The organism is Arthrobacter sp. NPDC093139 (genome assembly GCF_044754165.1).
GTDB lineage: Bacteria > Actinomycetota > Actinomycetes > Actinomycetales > Micrococcaceae > Arthrobacter.
This window is the reverse complement of the sequence record NZ_JBIVOO010000002.1, coordinates 89,718-108,101: the sequence shown is the minus strand read 5'-3', so window position 1 is coordinate 108,101 and position 18,384 is coordinate 89,718. Positions and strand designations below refer to the sequence as shown.

The 18,384-nt window shown below is 64.7% G+C and carries 15 protein-coding genes and 1 tRNA gene; 9 read left to right on the top strand and 7 right to left on the bottom strand.

The window, feature by feature from the left end:
* The first annotated feature begins 23 nt into the window (after positions 1-23).
* Both ACIP90_RS03545 and ACIP90_RS03540 read left to right on the top strand, forming a co-directional pair.
* Complete coding sequence (locus ACIP90_RS03545) at positions 24-1,325, top strand: glucarate dehydratase family protein (protein ID WP_400577001.1); 1,302 nt, start codon at positions 24-26, stop codon at positions 1,323-1,325.
* 34 nt (positions 1,326-1,359) lie between these two features.
* Entirely contained in the window at positions 1,360-2,346 is a 987-nt protein-coding gene (locus tag ACIP90_RS03540) for a 2-hydroxyacid dehydrogenase (RefSeq protein ID WP_400576999.1), read from the top strand.
* A gap of 42 nt (positions 2,347-2,388) precedes the next feature.
* Here the strand turns inward: ACIP90_RS03540 and ACIP90_RS03535 are convergent, their stop codons facing one another.
* From ACIP90_RS03535 to ACIP90_RS03510, 6 genes are read right to left on the bottom strand one after another with little or no spacing between them, the layout of a single operon-like run.
* Entirely contained in the window at positions 2,389-3,120 is a 732-nt protein-coding gene (locus ACIP90_RS03535) for a sulfite exporter TauE/SafE family protein (protein WP_400576996.1), read from the bottom strand.
* On the bottom strand, positions 3,117-4,142 hold the full coding sequence (locus ACIP90_RS03530; protein WP_400576993.1) for an ABC transporter ATP-binding protein: 1,026 nt from the start codon (positions 4,140-4,142) through the stop codon (positions 3,117-3,119). Before ACIP90_RS03530 ends, ACIP90_RS03535 begins: the two co-directional genes overlap by 4 nt.
* Positions 4,135-5,235, bottom strand: coding sequence for an ABC transporter ATP-binding protein (locus ACIP90_RS03525; RefSeq protein ID WP_400576990.1), 1,101 nt, complete (start codon positions 5,233-5,235; stop codon positions 4,135-4,137). Before ACIP90_RS03525 ends, ACIP90_RS03530 begins: the two co-directional genes overlap by 8 nt.
* Positions 5,232-6,224, bottom strand: coding sequence for an ABC transporter permease (locus ACIP90_RS03520; RefSeq protein WP_400576988.1), 993 nt, complete (start codon positions 6,222-6,224; stop codon positions 5,232-5,234). Before ACIP90_RS03520 ends, ACIP90_RS03525 begins: the two co-directional genes overlap by 4 nt.
* Before the next feature lie 8 nt (positions 6,225-6,232).
* The gene (locus tag ACIP90_RS03515; protein WP_400576986.1) at positions 6,233-7,162 is read right to left on the bottom strand and encodes an ABC transporter permease; all 930 of its coding nucleotides are present in this window, start codon (positions 7,160-7,162) and stop codon (positions 6,233-6,235) included.
* 29 nt (positions 7,163-7,191) lie between these two features.
* Positions 7,192-8,748, bottom strand: coding sequence for an ABC transporter substrate-binding protein (locus ACIP90_RS03510; protein ID WP_400576983.1), 1,557 nt, complete (start codon positions 8,746-8,748; stop codon positions 7,192-7,194).
* Between the two features lie 302 nt (positions 8,749-9,050).
* Between ACIP90_RS03510 and ACIP90_RS03505 the strand changes: the two genes are divergently transcribed.
* Positions 9,051-10,001, top strand: a complete 951-nt coding sequence (locus ACIP90_RS03505) for a 2-hydroxyacid dehydrogenase (RefSeq protein WP_400576980.1) — start codon at positions 9,051-9,053, stop codon at positions 9,999-10,001.
* A gap of 89 nt (positions 10,002-10,090) precedes the next feature.
* Here the strand turns inward: ACIP90_RS03505 and ACIP90_RS03500 are convergent.
* A tRNA-Leu gene (locus ACIP90_RS03500) sits at positions 10,091-10,173 on the bottom strand.
* A 393-nt stretch (positions 10,174-10,566) separates the two neighbouring features.
* Here ACIP90_RS03500 and ACIP90_RS03495 point away from each other — a divergent pair.
* The 6 genes from ACIP90_RS03495 to ACIP90_RS03470 are packed head-to-tail and all read left to right on the top strand — an operon-like array spanning position 10,567 to position 18,382.
* Positions 10,567-11,310, top strand: a complete 744-nt coding sequence (locus ACIP90_RS03495; protein ID WP_400576977.1) for an FhaA domain-containing protein — start codon at positions 10,567-10,569, stop codon at positions 11,308-11,310.
* Positions 11,307-11,789 carry an FHA domain-containing protein gene (locus tag ACIP90_RS03490; RefSeq protein ID WP_331575215.1) on the top strand — a complete coding sequence of 161 codons (483 nt, stop codon included), beginning with the start codon at positions 11,307-11,309 and terminating at the stop codon, positions 11,787-11,789. Before ACIP90_RS03495 ends, ACIP90_RS03490 begins: the two co-directional genes overlap by 4 nt.
* 2 nt (positions 11,790-11,791) lie before the next feature.
* Entirely contained in the window at positions 11,792-13,651 is a 1,860-nt protein-coding gene (locus ACIP90_RS03485; protein WP_400576974.1) for a PP2C family protein-serine/threonine phosphatase, read from the top strand.
* Positions 13,648-15,102, top strand: coding sequence for an FtsW/RodA/SpoVE family cell cycle protein (locus tag ACIP90_RS03480; RefSeq protein WP_400576971.1), 1,455 nt, complete (start codon positions 13,648-13,650; stop codon positions 15,100-15,102). Before ACIP90_RS03485 ends, ACIP90_RS03480 begins: the two co-directional genes overlap by 4 nt.
* Positions 15,099-16,556 carry a peptidoglycan D,D-transpeptidase FtsI family protein gene (locus ACIP90_RS03475; protein WP_400576969.1) on the top strand — a complete coding sequence of 486 codons (1,458 nt, stop codon included), beginning with the start codon at positions 15,099-15,101 and terminating at the stop codon, positions 16,554-16,556. The genes ACIP90_RS03480 and ACIP90_RS03475 overlap by 4 nt, the downstream gene beginning before the upstream one ends.
* Entirely contained in the window at positions 16,553-18,382 is a 1,830-nt protein-coding gene (locus ACIP90_RS03470) for a protein kinase (RefSeq protein ID WP_400576967.1), read from the top strand. Before ACIP90_RS03475 ends, ACIP90_RS03470 begins: the two co-directional genes overlap by 4 nt.
* The last annotated feature ends 2 nt before the right edge of the window (positions 18,383-18,384 follow it).

Here is an 18,384-nt window from a genome sequence, read left to right as displayed (position 1 = left end):
GCCGCATCTAGGAGCACACCGGAGTGAACCCCGTGAACGAGCACGCCGAACACCTGAAGCAAGTGATCATCACGCACGTCACCATCACGCCGGTGGCGTTCAGGGATCCGCCGCTTTTGAACACCGTTGGCGTCCATGAGTCCTATGCCCTCCGGGCAATTGTGGAAGTCCACACGGATTCCGGCATCAGCGGGGTGGGCGAAACCTATGGAGACGCCGGCCACCTGGCACGCCTGGAAGCTGCAGCCGCTGGCCTTCCCGGCGCTGATGTCTTCAACATCAACGGAATCCGAAGCCGCATCGCAGCTGCACTCCAACACGACACGGTCCGTGGAGGCCACGGCATGAGCGGAATGGTCACCGGCTCCAGCACCACGGACCGTGTCCTGTCGGCCTTCGACGTGGCCGCCCTGGACATTCAGGGAAAGCTCCTTGGCCGCCCCATCAGCGATCTTCTCGGCGGCGCTGTCCGCGACACCGTACAGTTCAGCGGGTACCTGTTCTACAAATGGTCCGGACACCCCGGTCAGGACGACGACTCCTGGGGTGCGGCGCTGGATCCGGCCGGAATTGTTCGGCAGGCCCGGAAGATGGTGGGCGAGTACGGTTTCCCGGCACTCAAGCTCAAGGCGGGCGTCTTTCCGCCGGAGGAGGAAGTGGGCGCCGTCAAGGCACTGCGGGCCGAGTTCCCGGCCATGCCGCTCCGGATTGATCCCAACGGCGCCTGGACCGTCGACACATCCATCCGGGTGGGAAAGGAGCTCGACGGCATCCTGGAGTACCTCGAGGATCCCACGCCTGGCATTGAGGGAATGGCTGCTGTCCGGCGCGAGGTAGGGATGCCGCTCGCCACGAACATGTGCGTGGTCAGCTTCTCTGACGTGGCCCCGGCCATTGCCGCAGGTGCCGTGGATGTCATCCTCTCGGACCACCATTTCTGGGGAGGCCTGCACCGCTCCCAGTCGTTGGCCGGCATCGCCGACACGTTCGGCCTGGGCCTGGCCATGCACTCGAATTCCCATCTGGGCATCAGCCTCGCGGCCATGGTTCATCTGGCAGCAGCGACGCCAAACCTCGACTATGCGTGCGACACACACTGGCCGTGGAAAGACCCGGAAGAGGATGTCGTCGCTGCCGGCACTTTCGCCTTCGAGAATGGAGCCGTCAAGGTCCCCACCGGGCCCGGACTGGGCATCGAACTGGACCGCGACGCCTTGGAGCGTCTCAACCGTCAGTATCTGGAATGCGGCATCAGGAGCCGGGACGACACCGGGTACATGACAAGGCTGAACCCTTCCTATGAGCTTCAGAGCCCCCGCTGGTGAGGGCATTCAAGACCACAGCCAAGTGGAGCCCTCAATGAAGAGCCTGAGGATCGTGGTCACCGACCCCATCATCAGCCGTTTAGAGGATGCGTTAAAGCACGACGGCGCCGCCCACCACTGGGACATGGCGGCGGCTTGGACCCCCGACCGCCAGCTGGACGCGCTGGGGGGTGCCGACGTCGTCGTTTGTTCGTCGTTGAGTCCGCAGCAGGCGGCCGCCGCCGCCCGGCTGCAGCTCGTGCACGTCACAGGCGCCGGCTACGACAAAATCTCGTTTCCGGGCCTGCCCCCGGAAGCCGTCGTTGCCAACACCTTCCATCACGCGCGGCCCGTCGCCGAACATGTCCTGATGCTCACGCTGATGCTGTCCCGCAATGTTCTGGCGGCCGACCGTGCTGTACGCGGCGGCAGCTGGAAAACCATTGCCACCGATCCGGACGTTCCTTTCCACCCGACCCTCGGCGGAATGACCCTGGGACTCGTGGGAATGGGCTCGATCGGGGCGGAGGTGGCGCGGATGGCCGGCGCACTGGGCATGGACGTCCGCGCCGTCCGCAGGAACCCGGGCGCCGGCGTCCCCGACGGGACCGCGCTGAGCTGGATGGGCGGCAACCACCAGCTACGGGAGCTGCTGGCCGAGTCCGACGTCGTGGTTGTCACTGTGCCCTTGGACGCTTCGACGGAGGGGATGATCGGAGCCGCGGAGTTCGCCGCCATGAAGCCCACGGCGTTCCTTATTAATGTTGCGCGGGGGCCGGTGGTGGACCAAGACGCGTTGTTCGACGCCCTGGAGTCTCAGCGCATCGCCGGGGCGGGCATCGACGTTTGGTGGGGTTCGCCTGCCGATGGCGTGGTGCCTCCGGCGGAACTGCCGTTCTCGTCCCTGCCCAATACCGTTCTCACCCCGCACCACTCCGGACATGCGAGGATCACGTTCGAACGCCGGGCAGCGGACATTGCGGACAACATCAGGAGGCTGGCGGAAGGCCGGGAGCTGTTCAACCTCGTGCCCAGGTCCTAGGGCGGCGATCTGCGGGCGAGTCGTTCCGACCAGCTCATCCGCTCAGGGCTGCAAGGCAGACAGGACCAGTTGCCCCATCAACAGCAGGCTTCCCAGCCCGGATGCCCCTATCGCCAGCACCCTCAGGCGTGCGGCATTCAGGAAGCGGTTCATGAAGCGTGAGGCCAGATAGCCGCCCAGCACCGCAGGCACCATCCAGAGGGCGAGCGTCAAGGTTTCAGCTGTCACGGCGCCTGCTACTCCCAGCGAGACCAGTGAAATGGCGGAGCCGACCATAAAGAACGCACTCATGGTGCCCCGCAGCCGCGGTCCCCGATGGCTTTGCCACACCAGGGCCATGGGAGGTCCGCCGATGGATGTTGCGGTGCCCATGATGCCTGAAGCTGCACCGGCCGCGATGAGGTTGACCCGGACCGGCCGGGGCGCCCACCCCCTGATGGCAAGCACCAGGCCGGTGAGCACCACCACAACCACAGCCCAGGCGAGTCCTTCCGTGGAGATCACGGCCACAAGCCACGCCCCCAGAAAGCCTCCGGGGATCCGGCCCACGAGGGCCCAGCCGGTACCGCGGAGATCCAGGTGCTGCCGCTCACGGGCCGTCACGAGGATGGTCAGGAGCAGTGCCAGGAGAATGAGCGTGGCCGGCAACAGCGTCGGATCCACCATGGCCACCACCGGCGCGGCGAGCATTCCCAAGCCGAACCCTGTTGAGGCCTGCAGGCAGGCGGCCAGGAAGATCACGCCGGCAATGGCCGCATACTCCGTGCCTGTCACCCGGCAGTGGCTGTGGCGGCGCTGAGGCCCTTGATGGTTTCGAGTGGAAAGTGGCATTCGGCCACGTGCGGCGCGCCGGCGGCGGCTGTTGTCACGCGCGGCTCGGGAGCCAGATCGGCGCAGATGTCCTGCGCTTTCCAGCACCTGGTACGGAAGCGGCAGCCCGACGGCGGGTCCAACGGGGAGGGCAACTCGCCTTTGAGGACGATGCGCTCCCGCTTCGATCCCGTCACGTCCAGCCTCGGCGATGCGGACATCAGCGCGGCGGTGTAGGGGTGCCGCGGATGGTCGAAAACTTCCTCGGTGTCTCCCGTTTCGATGATTCTGCCCAGGTACATCACGGCCACCCGGTCTGCCACGTGCCGCACGACGGTCAGGTCGTGGGAGATGAAGATGTAGGAAACGCGGAGTTCCTGCTGGATGTCATTGAGCAGGTTGAGGACCTGCGCCTGGACGGAAAGGTCCAGGGCGGAGACCGGTTCATCCAGGATGATGACGTCCGGGTTGAGGGCCAGCGCCCGCGCAATGCCAATGCGCTGCCGCTGGCCGCCGGAAAACTCCTGCGGGGATTTACGGGCATCCGATGGCCGCAACCCAACCATGTTGAGCAACTCGCGCACCCGGGTTTCGCGCTCACGCGGCGTCGGGTAGAGGCTCCGATGGGTGGCCCAGGGCTCCGCGATGATGTCTCCGGCACTCATACGCGCATTGAGGGAGGCGAACGGGTCCTGGAACACCATCTGGACTCTGCGCCGCCAGCTGAGCAGTTCCTTGCCGCGGAGGCCGAACGGGTTCGTTCCCTCAAACGTCACGGTCCCCTCATCAGGCGTCTCGAGCATCATGAGGGTCCGGGCCAGCGTGGATTTTCCGCAGCCCGACTCCCCCACGAGGCCCAGGGTCTCCCCGCGGCCGACCGTCAGGCTGATGCCATCCAGTGCCTTGAGGCGGGTGTTGCCGCTGGCGCTCTTGGCGACGTGGAACGTCTTGCACAAACCATCGATCTGCAGAAGCGGCTCAGACATTGTTTAACTCCTTGCTGAAGTGGCAGGCTGCGGACCGGCCCGGCCGCAGCGGTTGGGTCCCGGGGTAGGTCTCGGCGGGGGGGCCATTGTCGGCACCGTGCTGCTTGTCCTGGCGACTGTCCATGACCGGCAGCAGCCGGGGGCGCTCGGCCCTGCAGATGTCCTGCACGAGCGGGCAACGTGACTGGTAGACGCAGCCGGCCGGGATGTCGTGGAGTTCCGGGGGGCTCCCGGCGATGGACTTCAGAGGGGTGCCGCGCTCCACGTGAACGGGCACGGACTCGAGAAGCCCCTTGGTGTAGGGATGCCGTGGATCGCTGAAGACCTGAGAGACCGGTCCGCTCTCCACCACGTTCCCGGCATACATCACGGCCACGGAGTCCGCTTCCTCGGCAACAACCGCCAGGTCGTGGGTGATCAGCACGACGGCCATCTGTCCCTCCTCGCGGAGCTTCCGCAGGAGCTGCATGATCTGCGCCTGGACCGTGACGTCCAGGGCTGTGGTGGGTTCATCCGCTATCAGCAGGCGCGGGTTCAGTGCCACGGCCATGGCTATCAGGATGCGCTGGCGCATACCGCCGGAGAACTGGTGCGGATACGAATTAACGCGGGACTCGGGTTCGGGAATTCCTACCCGCTTCAGCAACTCAACTGCCTGGATCTTGGCCTGCTTGGCGCTCATTCCCTGATGGATCCTGAAGGCCTCGCCGAGTTGTGTTCCCACCGTATAGACAGGGTTGAGGGCTGTCAGCGCGTCCTGGAAGACGATCCCCAGCCCGGGTCCCGCAAACTTGAGCCGCTCCTTAGGTGTCAGGGCTGCCAGATCTGTTCCGTTGAGGACGATCTCCCCGCCCGCCAGGTCACAGACCGGGTCCATGATCCCGGCGAGGGCCTTGGCCGTCATGGATTTTCCGCAGCCGGATTCTCCGAGCAGCGCGAGGGTCTCCCCCGCGCGGGCGTCAAAGCCCACACCATTGACGGCCCGGATCGTTCCCCGGTGGGTGCGGATGTCCACAGCCAGGTTCCGGACAGTGAGAACGGCATCTTTCACCGGGGACTCTTCGGTGAGCACGGTTTGGGCGGCAATTTTCACGGCTTGGCCTCCTTTGCTGGAATACGGGCAATCAGGGGCTTGCGGGGAAGTGCCAGCCGCCAGCGCTGGGCCGGATCAGTGGCGATGCGCAGCCAGGCCGCGAGGACGTTGGCGGCGATGGTGGTGACCACGATTGCGACGCCGGGAAAGATGGACAGCCACCATGCCGTCTGCAGGTACTGCCTGCCCTGCGAGACCATTAGTCCCCAGCTGACGTCCGGCGGTTGGATTCCGATGCCGAGGAAGCTCAGCGACGACTCGGCCAGCATGACGTAGCAAAATTCAAGCGTGGCAAGTGTGAGGAGCGTCGGCAGGACCACGGGGATAACGTGGCGGCCGATGATGGCGTTCGGCTTGGCGCCAAAGGTCCGGGCAGCGTCCACGAACGTCCTGCTTTGCAGCTCCGCCGATTCGGCCCGGGCCGTGCGCAGATAGATGGGGATCCGGGTGAGGGCTAGGATCAGCACGATGTTTCCTGCGCTCGGGCTGAACACATACAGCACGACGACGGCGAGCAGCAGGGACGGGAAGCTCATGATGACATCGGCGATCCGCATCGACACGTTTTCACGCCACCCGCGGTGGTAGCCGGCCCAGACTCCCCAGAGAGAACCGATCACGAGGGCAAGTGCCACGGCGGGCAGCGCCACGGAGAACGTGGTGCGGCTGGCCACGACGAGGCGTGCGAGCATGCTCCGCCCCAGCGAATCACTGCCCAGGAAGTACTCCCAGCCATTGGCCAGGGTAAAGGGTGCCTTATTGGCGAAGAGGAGGTTCTGTTTGGTTGCCAGGTCGCCCATGAGGGCAGGGCCGACGACGGCGGTCAGTCCGATGGCGATCAGGAGCAGCGCGGACACCGTTGCAAAGGGGTCCTTCAGCAGAAGCCGGAAGAGGTGGAGGTTCGCTTCCCTCTTTTCCTTCACGGGCTTCGGTTGTTCGGCTGCCGGCAGCTGATCCTGCCCCGCCGGCTCAGTCAATGAAGTGTTCATGGCTACTCCTAAGCCTTTGCCGTGACGGGGCGGACACGTGCATCAAGCAGCGCATAGCCCATGTCAATCAGGATGTTCAATGCAAAGATCGCCACTGCCGTGAGAAGCACCGCGGCCTGCAGCACGGCGAAGTCGCGTTGCAGAATGGAATCGATCATGAGCTTTCCGATGCCGGGCCAGCCGAAGATTGTTTCCACGACCACTGCTCCGTTCACCAAACCCACTGTCAGGTCACCGGCCACAGTAAGGGCCGGAGCCGCGGCGTTGCGCAGTGCGTGATGGGTGACCACCCGCAGTTCGCCGGCACCGCGGCTGCGTGCCAGCTTGATGTACGGCTCCGACAGTGCCGAGACCATGGAGCCCCGGACGATCTGGACCAGGACGCCGAATGGCCGGAGCAGAAGCGTTGCGATCGGCAGAATCCAGGCGCCGGCCCCCGACACACCGGATGTCGGGAGCCAGCCCAGCGTTATGGCGAAGACCCAGATGCCCACGATGGCGAGCCAGAAATCAGGAATCGAAGCGGCGGCCATGGAGACGAAGCTTGAGATGCGGTCGGCCACGCCGTTGGGCTTCAGTGCGGCCCAGCAACCGACAACCAGTGCAAGCAGCACGGCCAGCACCATGGTGGTGGCCGCGAGCTGCAGGGTTGCAGGGAAGGCACGCAGCGCCATGGCGGCGGCATCCTGCCCGGTGCGGAGCGACTGCCCGAAGTCGAGCTTGAGCACCCCGCCGAAGTAGTCCGCCATCTGCACCAGCAAGGGCTGGTCCAGGCCGTTGCGTGCGGTGAAGTCATCACGCATCTGCTGTGTGGCGTTCAGGGGCAAATACAGGCTGGCCGGGTTTCCGGTCATCCGGGCGAGCGCAAAAACGCCGACGATAACCACTACCAGCGGCAGCGCACTGGAGGCTATCCGCTTTCTCAAGTAGATCAGCATGGCCGTCCTCCTTTTCCTGGAGCCCCGGGCTAGCTTGCCGGGGTCATTTCCGAGACACGCAGCTCGTCGCCGCTGGAGGAGTTCGGCGTGTAGTTCACGGACTTGGACTTGCCGATGATGCCGGTCTGGTGGGAGATGTGGGCAAACTGGACCACCTTGTCGTTTTGGTAGGCGAAGATGTCCTCGAAGGCCTTCTTCCGCTCCTCACCCGATGCCGCGTCCGCCTTCTTGATCATGGCGTCGAACTCCGGGGTCCCGAAGTAGCTCTGCGCGCCGGTGGACAGCATGTACTGGTCCACGGTGAAGGCCGCATCACCGGCCTGATTGCCGTGCTGCGTCATCAGGGCAACTGCACCTTCATCGTCTGCGAACGGGCGGACCTGGTAGGTCAGGTGCTGGCTGGTTTCCAGCATCTTCAGCTTCACGTTCAGTCCGGCCTGGCTCAGCTGCTCCTGGAGTACCTGCCCCAGTTCGGTGATCTTGGGGAATTGGGCGCTGCGGACAACGAGCGAGATCTGGGCGGAGGTGTCCACGCCGTCGGCCTTGGCCTCGGCAACGAGGGACTTGGCCTTGTCCAGGTCGAAGGCCCACCCCTTCAGCTCCGCGTTATGGCCCACGATGCCCTCAGGCACCAGCTGGGCCGCCACTTTGTGCTTGCCCTGGTAGAGGGAGTTGACGATTCCCTCCTTGTCGAGGGCGTAGTTCACGGCCTGGCGGATGCGGATGTCGTTCAGCGGCGCCTTCGTAGCCTCGAGGCGAAGGGCAACCGTCTCATTATTCGGATAGTCGATGCCAAGCTCGCCCATGTTGTCGTCGGGGCTAAGACCCATCGCCACATCGGCCTCCCCGCTGGTAATCATGGCCGCACGCACGGAACTCTCGGAGCGCCACTGGTACTCGGCCTTGGCGTAGGCCGGCTTATCGCCCCAGTAGCCATCCCAGCTGCTCAGCGTAATTTTCTGGCCGGCGTCCCACGCCTCGATTTTGTAGGGGCCGGTGCCGACGGGTTCACGAACCTTCGCGGTGGTGCTCGTCGACGTCGGCACCACCTCGAGGAAGGACAGCCGCAGCGGGAGGATGGGGTCCGGCTCCGCCGTGGCGACCGTGAGGGTTGTGTCGTCCACGGCCTTTACCTTGAGATCGGCGTCCCCGAACACATAGCCTTCCACGTTGCAGCCGAGCTTGGAGTTGACGGCCCTGTTGATGGTGAAGGCCGCGGCTTCCGCATTGAATGGCGTGCCGTCCTGGAACTTCACGCCTTGGCGCAGCTTGAAAGTCCATTCGGTGTCCGATGTGGCTTTCCATTCCGTTGCCAGCAGCGGTTCAAGTTCGCCGGTTTGGGGGTTTCGTTCGACGAGCGGCTCAGTCACGTTGGAGCGCACCACCACGCCGGTCGACGTGAGGTTCGATTCGCAGGCCTCCAAGGTGGGCGGCTCCTGGCCGAGGACCACGCGGAGCGTGCTTCCGGAGGCGGGCGCGGCGTCGGAATTGGCGACAGAGCAGCCGCTCAGCGCCAGCAGCGCTCCGGCCGCGAGGGCAGGCCATTTAACCGCCGATGCGCGGAATTGGAGTGTTGAAGAAGACATCATTGGATCCTCCGGAGTAGTGGAGCGCGGCAGGCTGCAGCTTGGTGTGAGGTGTGGATAAGGAGCTGGGGGCCGCGCTGGACTCAAGCTAGTTGAGCCTCCAAAAGCACCACAAGAGGAGGGGCATGCCGCAGAGCCGTGCGTCGTGCTCCTAACGGCGGCGCCAAGACGTGTGACCGGAGCCACGTGGTCCCGTCGGCCGCGGTATTCCGCGAAAGTCGGCAGACCAATACACATCGGGCATCGATCAATGCTATTTGCATGTTGGACGCATATGGATGCCCGAACCTACTGTGCAGGATATGAACAACAACGTCGCTGTCCTGCAGGTAGGACCACTCATGCAAACTGTCCAGGACACGGTGGTCGACGTGTACGATGCAGTCCGGCTGCCCGATGCGGCGGCTGACCAAACCGAGTTCCTGGAACGCCATGGCCACACTTTTGAGGTCGCCGTCACCTCAGGCCGTTTCGGTGTGGGAACCGAGCTGATGCGGGCCCTGCCCAATCTACGGGCTGTCGTGAACTTCGGCGTTGGGTACGACACCACGGATACGAGGCAGGCCGCAGAACGCGGGATCGTCGTCAGCAATACGCCGGATGTCCTGAATGACTGCGTGGCTGACACCGCCGTCGCGCTTTACGTGGATGTGCTGCGCCGCACCACCGCCGCAGACCGCTACGTGCGCCGGGGCGACTGGGCCCGAAAGGGCAATTTCCCCCTCGCCACCAAGGCAAGCGGCAAGCGGGTGGGGATACTGGGCCTTGGCCGTATCGGAAAAGTGATTGCCCGCAGGCTCGAGGGCTTCGACTGCACCGTCAGCTACCACAACCGCAGAAGGGATCCGGGGGTGACCTACGACTACGCGTCCTCACCGGTGGAGCTGGCACGTAATTCCGACGTACTTATTGTGGCAGCGGCCGGCGGGCCGGAATCTGTGCACGTAGTTGACCGTGAGGTCATGGAGGCACTCGGATCCGGCGGTTACCTCATCAACATCGCCAGAGGTTCGGTAGTCGACGAGCAGGCTCTCGTCGCGGCGCTGCTGGCCGGAAAGCTGGGCGGAGCAGGCCTTGATGTCTATGCCGATGAGCCGAAGGTCCCGCAGGACCTGCTGTCCATGGATAACGTGGTTCTTTTGCCGCACCTGGGCAGCGGTACGCATGAGACCCGCGCCGCGATGGCGGAACTCACGCTTGCGAACCTGGCGCAGTTCGCAGCTGACGGAACCCTGGTGACCCCGGTGACCTGACGCGACCTGGTTTAGTTGCTTTGCCAATAGCCTCAATTCAGGGCAAACGAAAACACCCCGGTCTAAAAGACCGGGGTGTTTCATTTGCGTGCGCGAGGGGGGATTTGAACCCCCACGCCCTTTCGGACACTGGCACCTGAAGCCAGCGCGTCTGCCGTTCCGCCACTCGCGCGCAACTTCTTCCACTGAATTCCAACCCCGGACCCGGAGTTGCAACCTCGTAAAAGCAGCGAGATCAAGCATAACGGACAACTGCCGCAAAACGCCAATCGGCCGGACTGGGGCCCCTTGACAGGCCGACTGATGCCCGCGCGGCCGCATCGGCACCAGGCAACCCGGCGGCGCTTCGCACGCCAATCCGTGTGATGACGGCAACAAAAGAGGGTCCATCATGAACGAATCTGAGCACCGGCACGTTGTGGATTAAGGTCATTAGCAGGGGTGGCAAGTAGTATCGGATGTATAGGCGCCCGCTTCCGGCGGGCTCACTGTTCTGTTGTGACGTGCGCAGCAGATAGAGCTTCACGAGGCGCACTGCCCGCCGTGGCAAGGAAGGAGAAGGACCATGGGTTTGCTGGACAAAGTCGAGCGCGGCATTGAAAAGGCCGTCCGCGGCGTCTTCTCCACCGGTTCCAAAGCACAGGTTGAGCCCGTGGAAATCGCCAGCCGGCTCCGCCGGGAAGTGGACCACAAGGCGATCACCGTCGCCGCCGGCCGGACTCTGGCGCCCAATGTCTTTGACGTACTGCTCAGCGACGATGACTTCCAGCGTGCCCAGGAGTGGGGAACCCCGCTGGCCGAAGAATTGTGCGATGTGGTGATCAACCACGTCCGCAGCCAGGGCTACACCCTTCAGGGGCCGGTCCGGATCTCGTTCCGGCACGATGAAGCCAACCGTCCCGGCGACTTTGAGATCACCTCCAAGACCGAGAAGGCGTCGGGCGCTGCTCAAGCAGCAGCGCCGCGCGCCAACGTACCTGCAGCGCCCAGCCGCCAGCCTGTCCGCCTGCAGCCCGTCCTGGACATCGACGGCCAGCGATATTCGCTCAATGCTCCTTCGATCGTTCTAGGACGTTCATCAGAAGCTGACATCCTGGTGGACGACACCGGAGTTTCCCGTCGCCATCTCGAAATCCAGACGGCCGGCGGCACCACAACTGCCGTGGACCTCGGGTCCACCAACGGCAGCTACGTCAATGGACACAAAGTGGCTGGTAGCACGGAGCTCACCGACGGCTCCACCATCACGATGGGACGGACCAAAATCATTTTCCGCCTCCTGCCCGCCAACACTGGCGGCCGCCCATGAGCGAACTGACCATAACCGCCCTCCGCTTCGGCTTCCTGCTGCTTCTCTGGGTTCTGATCTTCAGCATCGTGTCCGCCATGCGCCGCGACCTCATGATCGGCAGAAAGGCCGCGACGGGAGCCCCGACTGCGCGGCAGGTGCGCAAGAATCCTGAACTGGCCGAACCCGCCCCGGCTCCGGTCAAACAGCAGGCCCGCCAACTGGTGGTCACCGAAGGCCCTCTCAAGGGGCGCACGGTTCCCCTCGCAGCCAGCCCCATTCTGCTGGGCCGGGCACAGGAAGCCACTCTCGTGCTGGAGGACGACTACGCCTCCGGCCGGCACGCACGCCTGTTCCCGCAGGGAAGCCGCTGGTTCATCGAGGACCTCGGCTCCACCAACGGCACGTATCTGGCCGACCAGCAGCTCACCCGGGCCCTTCCCGTGGACCTCGGTGTACCCGTGAGAATCGGCAAGACGGTCATTGAATTGAGGCCATAGCCATGGCCGCTCCGGACATTCCCGTGGAGAAGGCGCCAGCCTCCCCGCGTCCCCTGATCATGCGCTATGCCGCGCGGTCCGACGTCGGCCGCGTCCGGGCGAAGAATGACGACTCCGCTTACGTGGGGCGGCACCTCGCGGTCGTGGCGGACGGCATGGGAGGCCATGCCGGAGGGGACGTGGCCTCCGCGGCCACCGTCCTGGACATGATCCACCTGGACACTGACGATTACGACGGCGACGCCGAAACCGTTCTGGCCGACGAAATCCAGACGGCAAATTCCCTGCTGTCGGAGCTCGTCCACATCAATCCCAAACTTGCCGGAATGGGCACCACCGTGACGGCCCTGCTTCTCGCCGAGGGCAAGCTGCACTTCGCACACATCGGCGATTCACGTGCCTACCGGCTGCGCAACGGCGAGTTCGAACAGGTCAGCGTAGACCACACGTTCGTCCAGCGCCTGATCGATGAAGGCCGGCTCCGCCCTGAAGAGGCCGAAACCCATCCTCACAAGAATGTCCTGATGCGCGTGCTCGGCGACGTCGATGCGAGCCCCGAACTGGACCTGGCCACCTTGGAGGTGCAGCCCGGCGAACGCTGGCTGCTGTGCTCCGATGGCTTGAATTATGTGGCCGGGCACGTCGTGGAGCGGACAGTCCGCGAAACCAAGGACATCCACGAATGCGTGGAAACCCTGGTCGATCTCACCCTGGAGGCAGGCGCCCCGGACAACGTCACGGTCGTGATGGTGGAAATCGTCGAGGAGACGCTCGACGACATCAAAACAGCCGCCGTCGACATCGTGCCTTCCGCGGAACTCGCCTCGCCGGACGGTGCCGCCAAGCCCGCTGCCGCCGCGGGCGCCGCCGGCGCCGCGGCCGGAACCTCCGCCGCTGCGGAACCGGGCGCCGGGGCTGAACCGGAAAAGGCAACCGCGCGCGCCGCTGAAGCACCAACCCCTGCAGCACCCGCCTCTGAAGCCGCCACCCCCGGCCCGAAGGCCGACGATTCAGATGATGCCCCTTCCTCCGAGGACGGCAAAGCCGCAGTCGCAGGCCCCGAGCAGCCTGAATCCAAGGAGCCCACAACAAGTACCGACCCGCACCTGGGTGAGCACCTCTCGGCAGAGGTGCTCCGCGAGGAACTGTCCTCACGCCCCCACCTCCTCGTCGGTGCTGCAGTCACCGCGGCGGAGACCGGATCCATCCCCACAATCGCCGGGCGCACCGTGGCCCGCCGGGCAGCCACCGTGCTGACGCACAAGGCCGAACCGGCCCGTGACGAGGCGGAAGATCTCGGAGCCGAACGCCGGCCGCGCCGCTGGGTCACCATCGGCATCGCGGCTGCGGCCCTCATGGTCCTCGTCGTGGGGCTCTGGCTGGGCTACGCCTGGACGCAGACCCGGTACTACATTGGCGAGTTCGACCAGCGGGTGGCGATCTTCAATGGCGTTTCGCAGCGCCTGGGCCCCATCCAGCTGTCGACGCTTGAGGCCGTCACCGAAATTCGGATGGAGTCCCTGCCGCAGTTCTCGCAGCAGCGCGTTCGCCAGACCGTGCCGGCACGCGACCTCTACGACGCCCAGCGCATCGTGAAGAACCTCGAGCGGACCGGGACGACGGCCCCATCGGATGAATGCATTTCGGCTTCACCGACGTCCACGGCGTCCCCGACTCCGCGTGCCACATCGGCCAAGCCAACCCCCGCAGGAACCGCGGCCGCAAAGGTGCCGGCTGCCAAGGCTCCTGCCGCGAAAGCACCTGCCGCCACGGCCAGCCCCAAGCCGACAGCGTCGCAAACCGCCGCCCCCGGTGCGTCCCCCGCGCCGTCCCCAACCGCAACCTGTGAGGGGGGCCAATGAGCCACGCCGAAACGATGCCCAAGCCCCGGCGAAACGTGGAGCTGTTGTTGCTCATGCTGGCCCTTGCTGTCAGCATCGGTGCCAACGCACTGATCAGCATCGATGACCAGAACGCCTTCGACACTGACTTCTGGTTCCAATCCAGCCTTCTAGCCGTGGCCGCTCTCGCCTTCCACGTCGTGCTTCGGATCCGGGCCAAGTATGCAGATCCGGTAATACTTCCGCTGGTCGTCGCCCTCAACGGGCTCGGCCTGGCAATGATCCACCGTCTCGACGCCCCCGGCGAGGACACCGGCAACAACCAGATGCGCTGGACACTCATCGCGATGGCCGTGGCCATCGCCGTGATCTGGCTCCTCAAGGACCATCGGATCCTTCGCCGCTTCACCTACATCTCGCTGGCCGTCAGTGCGCTGCTGCTCATCCTTCCGCTGATTCCCGGCATTTCCGCAGGCGAGATCCTGGGCGCCCGCGTGTGGATCAGGCTGGGACCCATGACCTTCCAGCCCGGTGAGGTCGCCAAGATCACCCTGGCTATATTCTTCGCAGGTTATTTATCGTCGAACCGCGATCTGATCATGCTCGCCGGCCGGAAGATCGGGCCGCTTCAGTTCCCGCGTTTCAAGGACATGGGACCCATGATCACCGCCTGGCTCGTAAGCATCGGCGTGCTGATTTTCCAGCGTGACCTCGGTTCCTCCGTCCTGTTCTTCGGCCTGTTCATTGTGATGATCTACGTGGCAACCAGCCGCATCAGCTGGGTGGTCATCGGCGTTTCGCTCATCCTGGGCGGAGGTTTCGTTGCGTCGCAGGTCTTCTCACACGTCGCGCTCCGCATCGACTCCTGGCTTAATGCGTTCACGGAAGAGGTCTTCGGACGCTCGCCGGGCGGCAGCGGCCAAATCGTAGAGGGCCTCTTCGGTATGGCCAGCGGCGGACTCGTGGGGACCGGGCTTGGCCAGGGCCGCCCCAACCTCGTGCCGTTTGCCAACAGCGACATGATCATCGCCTCATTCGGTGAAGAACTTGGCCTGATCGGGCTGTTCGCCATCGTCATGATGTACCTGCTGCTGTTCACCCGCGGATTCCGCGCCGCACTAGGCACGAGGGACGCCTTCGGCAAACTGCTGGCATGCGGGCTGTCCTTCGCTGTGGCGCTGCAATGCTTCGTCGTCATCGGTGGCGTCACGCGGCTTATTCCACTGACAGGCCTCACCACCCCCTTCCTTGCAGCCGGAGGATCTTCCCTCCTGGCCAACTGGATCATCGTGGGCCTCCTGCTGATGATTTCGCACACGGCCCGCGGACCTGTGGACACCACGCCCATGCAGCCAGGCAGGACGCCCGAGGCGCAGCGGGCTCCAGGGCCGCCAGCGGCAACGGGCAGGCCCGGCAAAAACGCCACCCAGACCCTTCCGGACGCTCCCACCGAGGCGGTGAAACAACTGTGAACCAAGCCATTCGACACTCGTGGGTTGCCGCGATCGCCATGTTCGCCCTGATCTTCGGTGCCCTCAGCTACGTCCAGGTGGTCGGGGCGGACGAGCTCAAGGCCAACGCGTGGAACAAGCGTGCCATTCTCCAGAACTACTGCAATGACCGCGGCGCCATCCTCGTGGCCGGCACCCCCATTGCGGAGTCCGTGGAGGGCAACGAAACCTGCAAGTTCCAGCGGACCTACACCCAGCCTGAGCTCTATGCCGGCATTACCGGATACTTCTCGAAGAACTATGGCGTGACCGGTCTCGAGCGCGCCATGGACGCCCAGCTGGCAGGAAGCTCGGACCAGCTGTTCCTGGACCGCATCGGGCAGCTCTTCCTGGGCAACCAGCCCAAGGGTGCGTCCGTGGAGCTGACCATCGACCCCAAAATCCAGAAACTCGCGTACGACCTCATACCGGACGGGCAGCGGGGATCGATCGTGGTCACCAATCCCAAGACCGGCGACATCCTCGCCATGGTCAGCAAGCCGTCCTATGACCCCAACCTCATTGCCACCCAAGACGCGGCCAAGGAGCAGGCGAGCTACAACGACATCATCAAGGTCCCCGGAATCAACCTGAACCCGTCCGTCAGTGGGCCTACCGGTGCGCTCTTGGCGCCGGGCTCGGTCTTCAAGATCGTGGACACTGCTGCTGCGCTGGGATCTGGAAAATACAACGCGGACAGCCAGCTGCCGAATCCCGCGGAAATGTCCTTCCCCGGCATCCAGTACCGGCTTCCAAACTATGCCGGCGGCAACTGCTACACCCGCAACACCGCTGACTTCGCGTTCGCGCTCCAGCAGTCCTGCAACACCCCGTTTGCGAGCATTGCTGAAAAGCTCGGTGAGGACGCGATCGCCGCGCAGGCAGCGAAATTCGGCTGGGGACAGGAACTGGGAGACCAGCTCAAGCTCGACTACGCCGAAAGCATCTTCCCGCGGGACCTGGACGCCGCCGGGCTGGCCCAGTCGGCCATTGGTCAGCGCGACGTCCGCGCCACACCGCTGCAGATCGCGCTGATGACCTCAGCCATCGCCAACGGCGGAGTACAAATGGCCCCCAACCTCATCAAGGCCGTGCGGTCGCCGGATCTACGCGTCCTCGAAGAACCACAACCGGTGCCGCTCCGGACCTCCACCACCCCGGAAATTGCCGGTCAGATCACCGAATGGATGACCAGCGTGGTCAGCCAGGGCATCGGTGCCGGCGCTGCGGTACCCGGCGTGCAGGTGGCCGGCAAGACCGGCACCGCCGAACTCGGTATCGATGGCCTTAACAACTCGTGGTTCACCGGGTTTGCCCCCGCAAATGACCCGCAGGTGTCTGTCACGATCGTCATGCAGGGCGTTGACATCACCACCGGCGCACAGCTAACCAGTCCGAACGCAAAGAAGATTTTTGAGGCGGTGTTGAATAAGTGAGGCCTACATCAGGAATCACCCTCGGCGGCAGATTCCAGTTGACCACGCGTATTGCGATCGGCGGCATGGGCGAAGTCTGGAAGGCCAAAGACCTCATCCTCGGACGGATCGTGGCCATCAAGGTGCTCAAAGAGGAGTACACGGGCGACCCAGGCTTCCTCCAGCGGTTCCGGGCAGAGGCACGCCACACCGCGCTCCTGAATCACGTGGGCATTGCGAATGTCTTCGACTACGGCGAGGAGGAGGGCTCCGCCTACCTCGTCATGGAACTGGTGCCCGGCCAACCGCTGAGCAGCATCATCGAGCACGAGCAGGTCCTCTCCCCGGACCGCACACTGTCCATCATCGCCCAAACCGCCCGCGCACTGTCCGTTGCCCACGCCCAGGGGCTGGTGCACCGTGACATCAAGCCGGGTAATCTTCTCATCACTCCCGACGGCAGGGTCAAGGTGACGGACTTCGGCATCGCCCGCCTTGCCGATCAGGTGCCGCTCACGCAGACCGGCCAGGTGATGGGCACCGCCCAGTACCTTGCCCCCGAACAGGCCACCGGGCAGACAGCCACCGGAGCTTCGGACATCTACTCACTGGGCGTCATCGGCTACGAGTGCCTCACAGGCCACCGGCCGTTTTCGGGCGAATCCCAGATCGCCATCGCTCTGGCCCAGGTGAACGACGCTCCGCCGCCCCTGCCGGACACCCTTCCGAAGCCGGTCCGCGCGCTCCTGATGTCCATGCTGGCCAAGGATCCGAAGAACCGGCCTGCCAATGCCATCAAACTTTCGGAAGCCGCCGAGGCCATCCGGAACGGGGACATCCAGGCGGCGCACGCGGCCGTCCCCGGCATGCTGCTCTACGAGGGTGCCACCGGGCCCATCACCGCGCCGGTCAATATGCACACGGCCCCCACCGGCGTCATCGGCACCGAGAAGAGTTCGACGGCGACTTCCGCACTGCCGGTGCTCGGTGCGGCGGCTGCAGGTGCTGCGGCGGCCGGCGCCGGAACAGACGGAGCACCCACTCGTGCCGGCAGCACGCTGTCGCGGGCCGACGCCCTCGCTGCGGAGCGCAGCTGGGTGCAGGAGGAGGAACAGTACGTCGACGAACCGGCGGATGAGCCGGAGCGGCGCGGACGCAGCCCCTGGACCTGGCCGCTGATCGCTCTGATCCTGCTGGTGCTCTTCGCCCTTGTTGGTATTCTCCTGACCCAGGCGGGCCTCCTGTTCCCGCCGCAGTCACCTGCCGGTACCACGTCAAGTGCCGCCAGCAGCCCGACCTCAACGAGTGCCAGCCCCACGCCCACCACCACGTCGCCGACCCCCACGCCCACGCAGACCCCCACCCAGAGCACTCCGGAAACGGTCAATGTCATTCCCGCTGCCTATCTGGGCAAGCAGTTCACCGACGTGCGGGACGAACTGAACGCGCTCGGACTCCAGGTGGACGGGGAACCGGTCTTCAATGCGGCAGCTCCCGGCACAGTCACTGAAATCAACCCGACCGGCCCCGTCCAGCCAGGGGAGACCATCAAGGTCACGTACTCCAAGGGACCGGAGCAGTCCACTGTGCCCAACCTCATTCCCGGCAGCACGGAGGCACAGGTCCGGACCGCGATCGAGAACGCAAACCTCCGCTGGGTCAAAGGGCCTGATGTGGATGGCGAGCCCGGACAGGAGCCCGGGACGTTCGTCAGCTCCGAGCCGGGCAGCGGCAGCAAAGTCAATGCCGGTTCCACGGTGACCTACCATCTCGCCAAGGCCCCGGCCACCACCCCGCCCACGACCAGCCCCAGCGTCACTCCAAGTGTGCCTCTGGGCCAGGGATAAGC